2 protein-coding genes are annotated in these 4,415 nt (G+C 36.9%); both read left to right on the forward strand.

Annotation, left to right across the window (positions count from 1 at the left end; genetic code table 11):
* Positions 1-469: 469 nt before the first annotated feature.
* Entirely contained in the window at positions 470-1,462 is a 993-nt protein-coding gene (locus GQR46_RS16705) for an ATP-binding protein (RefSeq protein ID WP_165741586.1), read from the forward strand.
* Positions 1,459-4,056: a S8 family serine peptidase gene (locus tag GQR46_RS16710; RefSeq protein WP_165741588.1), complete on the forward strand. Its 2,598-nt coding sequence runs from the start codon at positions 1,459-1,461 to the stop codon at positions 4,054-4,056. Before GQR46_RS16705 ends, GQR46_RS16710 begins: the two co-directional genes overlap by 4 nt.
* Positions 4,057-4,415: the final 359 nt, after the last annotated feature.

A 4,415-nucleotide genomic window follows, 5' to 3' on the forward strand; every position in this document is an offset into this window, starting at 1 on the left:
AGTTAACACTGCGGGCTTTTTTGTGTCTCAATTTTAGGATAAGTGATGAGTTTTAAGTCGTATGCTCAGCTCAGCTTAAGCAAATAGCGATAATCCACAGTGGAAATTATGATGTATGAAGTCAAGATTTGGCCCCATTGGCTTTCTTGAAGGTACAATAAAAAGTAATGTTGTGAGCAATCTTATAACCCTTCCTGATAAAGAATTTACACAGAATAAAAAGTCAAACCTTTTAGGTGTTTACTAAGAGTTCTTAAACTTTAAAATTGAAAGCTGGGAAGTCCACATATTGTGTTAATATTAGAGTGTTCTAGTTTTTATTATATGCTATATTTTACTGTTGAAATATATCGCTTTTAAGTGTCAGGGGTTCTTAATGCAATACATACACAGCTAGCTATAGCACGCTGTTTTAGAGTGAGGCTAAATATTTAAAAGTGTGTAATGTTGTATAGGATGGACAATAATAATGGCTAGATCAGAAAAGTTAATTAGCTTAGTTAAAGCGGGTGCCTTGGGCGATAAAATACAATTCAAAAGAGTTGTAGAGTCTTTAATTGCAGATGAAAGGCAGAAAAATCATCACCTAATTGCTGGGCGATTAGAAAGAGAATTGTTGAAATTAAGTACTTCTAACTCTGTATTAAATAGCCCTTCAAAGCAGGAAAGTAAACTCTCTAATTACGTCAATGAAATTTCCCCTAGATTAAGGTTTTCGGATTTAATCATATCTGATTCAGTTTATGAACCACTTCAAGAATTAGTCGAAGAGCAGAATCGTGTAGATTTATTAAGATCATACAGTTTAGAGCCCCGAAATCGAGTTTTACTCATTGGTCCTCCTGGGAACGGTAAAACATCATTAGCAGAAGCCATTGCAGAGTCAATGATGGTACCGCTCCTTGTCGTAAGATACGAAGAAATCATAGGTTCGTATCTTGGTGAAACAGCATCTAGGCTAAGAAAAGTCATAGAGTATGCCTCAACTAGAAGGTGTGTTCTCTTATTTGATGAGTTTGAAACATTGGGTAAGGAACGCGGTGATACAAATGAAACGGGTGAGATTAAGAGAGTGGTAAGTTCCTTGCTCATTCAAATAGATTCGTTACCTAGCCACGTTATAGTCATTGCTGCAACAAATCACTCAGAGTTGTTAGATAAAGCTGTTTGGCGACGTTTCCAATTGAGATTAGAGGTTCCTCAACCAACTCTTTCTCAAATACAAAAGTGGTTCAAAGTTTTTGAAAATAAAAATAATATTGAATTAGAGTATGCGCATGAAACATTGGCTAAAAGGCTCTATGGATCTAATTTTTCAGAGATAGAAGAGTTCGGTAGAGTTATACTAAGGAAGTATGTTTTAAGCCAGCCAAATAGCAACATCAGAGGCATTATTTCAAAAACCCTAAAAACTTGGTCTGAAAGAACTTCATCTTCAATCACGCAAAGGAACAATGCATGAATCAACGTCCATTACTTCTATTTCCTACTCCTAATAAAACAGATCCATCTAAGCGAAATGGTGGAGGAGCTCCACCGAATATTCCATCAGTAGGTAGACAAGCTGAGATTTTAGGCCCTAAGTTTTCTCGTTTAGAAGATGCTTTAGACAATCGGCGAATTGAATTACAACATGATGTCGCAGGGGTAGATCCTGAATATACAGTTGTTATTGAGACCTATGGGAGTGTTACTGATTTTTTTAAAGCAGTAAGAAAAATCGATGGTCTAGAGTGGCTTGGCGAATTTGAATTACGAGGCATTGAGCCTAATAGTGATTTTTATAGCACAGGCAATAATACTGAAGCTCAATTAAATGGCCAAGTAATGCTAGTACTTTCAGATAGAAGAGCAATAAATGAACTGCTCTCACTATGGAGGAGGTTTATCCAAGAACCTAAGATGGTTTTTGAGAGGGGGTTTACAAAGTTTCGAGATCTATTCCGCTTACTGAAAGATATTCGCTATTGGGGAGTACAAGATCGACTACAAAATACTGGTATTCTCGACTATTGGGCTGAAGCTCTTGAATATGATTTTGAAGTAAATGTTCGCTTTGAGGCCGAATTATGGTTTCGAGTAGATGAAGTAAAACGAAATTTAGCTCAAGAAAATGTCGAGCTTTTAACTCAAGAGCTCGGTGGGCAGGTTATTAGTTCTTGCTGTATACCCGAAATACATTATCAGTCTTTATTGCTTGAGCTTCCATATGGTCAGATCAATAACCTTTTGAGTGAAGAAAGTGTGAGTCTTATCCGATGTGACCAAGTTATGTTATTTAGGCCATTAGGTCAGATGACGGCTCAACCTTTATGGAATAGTGATGAAGCCGTAACTGAAACCGCTACTAGCGATGAAATAAATCACTTAGATCCTGAGAATGTTATAGCCCCAAGAATAGCTTTGTTCGATGGTTTACCGTTGTCTAACCACTTAGATCTTCAGAATAGTCTTATTATTGATGATCCTGATGATTTTGAAAGAGATTATCCAGCGGCTAACCGTATTCATGGAACTGCAATGGCTTCTTTGATAATTAATGGTGATTTAAATGAAGGTAGAGGAAGTAAACTAAATTCACCTGTCTATGTGCGGCCTATAATGAAACCAGATAGGCGAACTCAACACCATACTGAATCTCTACCAGATGAAGAGTTACCCTTAGACATAATACACAGAGCTGTTAGACGTCTTTATGAGTTCAATGGAGATGAGGCACCTATTTGTCCAACAATTAAAGTAATAAACCTTTCAATAGGAGATCCAAATATTCACTTTGATGGTCGCTTAAGTCCTTTTGCCCGACTCATAGACTGGTTAAGTTATAAATATAATGTTTTATTTATAGTTAGTGCTGGAAATCATGCCAAGTCTATCCGAGTACCACAATCAGGCTCAGATTTTCATTTATTGCCTGATGAATCAAAAGCAGCAGAGTTTTTTAAAGCGCTTCAGAATGAGAGCTGGGATAGAAAACTATTGTCGCCTGCTGAAAGTGTAAATGCTCTTACAATAGGAGCTTTACATAGTGATGTAAGCTCACCAATCTTACGAAATGGTATCTACAACTTATATGCTGATGAAATGCCAGCCTCATACTCTGCCCACGGAAATGGCTATATACGCTCTGTTAAACCTGATTTAGTTTTTTCAGGTGGTAAAATGTTACACAATGAGGCTATTGCTTCTTCCAATATTAGTTCTGTGATAAATTTTTCTGCTCCGGGCCACTTAGTTGCTTACCCTAGTAGTGCTTCTTTAAATGACCGAGTTTACATTAGAGGGACAAGTAACTCGGCTGCACTCGCTTCTCGAAGCTGTGGAGAAATTAGTGATATTTTAGAAGAGGTTTTTGCGGAAAATGATCAAGCAGAGCAATTTGAAAGCTTTTCTGCTTTATTACTGAAATCCTTAGTAACACATGGAGCTTCTTGGGGAGAAATAGAATCACGTATTTCAGGGTGTTTAGGGAACGTGGATTCTAAGGCGTTAAAGAACACTGTGGTTAAAAATATAGGTTATGGGAAGCCCAATACAGATCGTGTCAAATATTGCTTAGATAGTCGTGCTACCATTCTTGGTTACGGTGAACTTAATGATGCCGAAGCTCATATTTATAAATTACCAATACCTGAAGGGCTGAGCGCTGCAAATATATGGAGGCGATTAACGATCACACTATCATGGTTTGCAAAGCCTTGCGCGACTAGCTTAAAGTACAGAAGCAGTGCGTTATGGTTTACAGTAGAAGGTGATAATAAACATCTTACTTCTCGAAGTTCATCATCCGTTGATTGGATGCAAGTAAAGCGTGGAACTTTACAGCATGAAATTTTTGAAGGTGAAGATCTTGCTGTAATTAGTGAAGATAAAACTTTAGAAATAAAAGTTAACTGTAAAGAGCATGCAGCTAAGATTGCCGAGCCAGTAAAGTATGGAATAGCAATTACTTTAGAAGTTGCTGAAGATGTTGATATACAGCTTTATCAAGAGATCGAAACAGCAATCATCGATCAAATCAGACAGCAATCAAGAGAGCAAATACCTACACGTTAAATCAAATTCCATTAAACGGCTTATACTTACCTAATTGGTTTCATTTTAAATAAATTTTAACCAAGCTGATTTTTAACTTGTTATGTTCGGTGCAGAAAATGAAGTTAACTTTTATAGTTAATTAGTGCTAACTAGGTAGCTTAATAAAATGGAGTTATCTATGAAAAGTACAAACTAATAAAAGTATATCTCAACAGGTAGGCCGTTTCTGGTCGAAGATCAGCAATTCCCCAACTGCCACGAAGTGTGACACTCATAGCTTAGAAATTACTTAAGTTGTTGTTTTATTTTGGTGCAATAGTACGCTTGTTAGTTTATAGACTCACTCATTCAATAAAAAGCCCGCAGTTAACGCTGCG

The sequence above is a fragment of the Pseudoalteromonas sp. Z1A6 genome, assembly GCF_011378745.1.
GTDB lineage: Bacteria > Pseudomonadota > Gammaproteobacteria > Enterobacterales > Alteromonadaceae > Pseudoalteromonas > Pseudoalteromonas arctica.

Excerpts from the sequence above, each read along its gene's own strand:
- GQR46_RS16705 (WP_165741586.1), top strand. The coding sequence starts at position 470 with ATGGCTAGATCAGAAAAGTTAATTAGCTTAGTTAAAGCGGGTGCCTTG.
- GQR46_RS16710 (WP_165741588.1), top strand. The coding sequence starts at position 1,459 with ATGAATCAACGTCCATTACTTCTATTTCCTACTCCTAATAAAACAGAT.